The organism is Planktotalea sp., from assembly GCF_039984035.1.
Classification (GTDB): Bacteria; Pseudomonadota; Alphaproteobacteria; order Rhodobacterales; family Rhodobacteraceae; genus Planktotalea.
Map to the genome: position 1 here is coordinate 1 of NZ_JBDWVM010000394.1, position 2,024 is coordinate 2,024.

At 54.4% G+C, this 2,024-nt stretch carries 2 protein-coding genes and 1 pseudogene; all 3 read right to left on the reverse strand.

Translation table 11 applies throughout. The features are described 5' to 3' along the window. Nucleotides 1-859: glycosyltransferase (locus ABJQ89_RS17420; RefSeq protein ID WP_348497426.1), on the reverse strand; the 859-nt coding region annotated here is incomplete at its 3' end. After that, a complete protein-coding gene (locus ABJQ89_RS17425) occupies nucleotides 859-1,632 on the reverse strand; it encodes a sulfotransferase family 2 domain-containing protein (RefSeq protein WP_348497427.1) in 774 nt (257 codons plus the stop codon). The genes ABJQ89_RS17420 and ABJQ89_RS17425, both read right to left, overlap by 1 nt. Then, nucleotides 1,629-2,024: pseudogene (locus ABJQ89_RS17430) on the reverse strand (antibiotic acetyltransferase); the annotation flags it as partial. The pseudogene ABJQ89_RS17430 and the gene ABJQ89_RS17425, both read right to left, overlap by 4 nt.

Genomic DNA, 2,024 nt, shown 5'->3' on the forward strand with positions numbered 1-2,024 from the left:
GTTTGAATAAAGACCCTTTGCGCGCGCTTTGAAAGGCAGTCAACTGGCGTTGAGCTGCGGGCGTTAAGTGCGCGCGCACGCGCTCGAGCGCTGCTAAATGCGTTGCGCTCTCGGCAGAGCCAACGCCGCTAAGCAAACGGGCTGCGCGGGCCAATATGCCCCTGAGACCGCGCGGGACACCGACCAGATTAGAGCCATGTTGGCGGTACAAAATCTTTGGCTCAGTATCGTGATGAATGTGCCCGCCGATACCAGCGGCAATCTGGTAAATCCACCAATCGTGATAGGCACAGTCGCGCGCAGCGTCAGACATGTTTTGTAGGCTCATCAATAGGTCGCGATTGAAAACCATTGTATTACCGCTGGCTATGTTTTGCACCAATGCGTTGCCAAACGAGGGTGGGCGCGGGCGCGGTGCAGAGAGGCCCAAAGGCACGCCCGTTTCATCGCAGAGCTGCGAGCGGCGACAGAGCAGAACCGGTTTTTGCGGGTGCGCGCTGCACAGGTTCGCCATCAGAGCGCGATCACTTGCGAGCCGATCTTCGAGCCAGATGTCATCCTGATCGCACAGAGCTATGGGGCCTGATCCCTCAGGGACCACGTTCAGCAATTCTAGGACATGCGCTGTCAGACCTGAGTTTGGCCCACTGTGCAGACTGACTTGATCAGGATGGCGCGCGGCGAAGTCCTTGATGATTTTCGGGCTGTCATCGCTTGAACCGTCGTCCGAGAGCAGGAGTTGCCAGTCGCTGTCGCTTTGCGCTGCAATGCTTTCAAGTTGTTGCCCGAGGTGTGTGGCGCCGTTGTAAACCGGTAGAATAATCGTGAAGCTATTTTTGGATAGCTCAGCGGCGCACATCAGCCTTGACCAAGTTTTTGCAACAAACGTCGATCTGTTTCACCATAGGCTGCAAGTCGCTCGCTTGCAGAGGGTCCGAGCAGTTTGGCCAGTTCTGGCCAGCGTTTCCCAGAGGTTTGGGGACCGGCATTGACCCGCGTTTTGACAATATTGGGGCGGGTGCCGAGCAGGTTTTCCAGATCGGTTTCCAGCTCTTTCAAAGTGGTGGTCGTATAAATGCGATCGATGTTCTTGGCGTTTTTCAGCGCTTTTTCCAGCAATTCGTCTGGTGACAGGTTTTTGACCTGCCCCCAACCGCGGATGCGCCGAGTTGCAAGGTAGGTTGTTTGAACGTTGTCATAGTGGTCGCGAATAAACACTTGCCAAGATTTGTTGCCGCCAAAGAAGTACTCTTCTGCGGTTTGCGTGCTGATCAATCGCATACCGGTGCGCTGTGGCAGAGCAAGTTCTTCTGGTGAAAGAGTTTCAGCCTGCGCACGGAGATAAAAGTAGAACGATGCAATGCGCTCTAAGGGATCGCGCAGCACCGTGAAGGCGAAACGCGGGCTGGGCACGGTATCGAGTTCGTCCCAATCCAAATGGCCTGAATAGAGCCGATAGCCTTCTGGCATTTGTGCCTCGTCGGCTTTTGCTTGGGTGTGAACGCGTACAGGTGACAAGCAGTCATCCGGCAAAAGGCGGGTCAGTTCAGAATGAACGGATTGTCCCGCCGTTTTAGGAATATGCAAAAAAACGATGCGCGCTGTATCGCTGGTCTGGTCTAAGACAGTCACGGTCTTAAGGGCCTCAGATCAACCACGTCTGGTTTGAAGGGCTCTTCTGTTTGTCGCAGCTCGATAATACCCTTCATGAATTCAGGGGTATTAGACGGATCAAGATGATCGATCTGCCAAGGTGCAAATTGCCACCAGCGGTGGTTTAGAAATTGGGTGATCCGCGGCATTGGGAAGCGGAACTTCTTGATGATGGCTGGATTGCCTGCAACGACGGCATAGGGCGGTACGTCGCGTGAAACGACGGCATTCCCAGCAACGATAGCTCCGTCGCCAATCGTCACGCCAGCGCAGATGAATGCGCCATGGCCGATGTAAACATCGTTGCCAATTGTCGTGAAGCGCACCTTGGTTGCGGGGCCTTTGTAGTCGAATTTATAGGCATGATATTT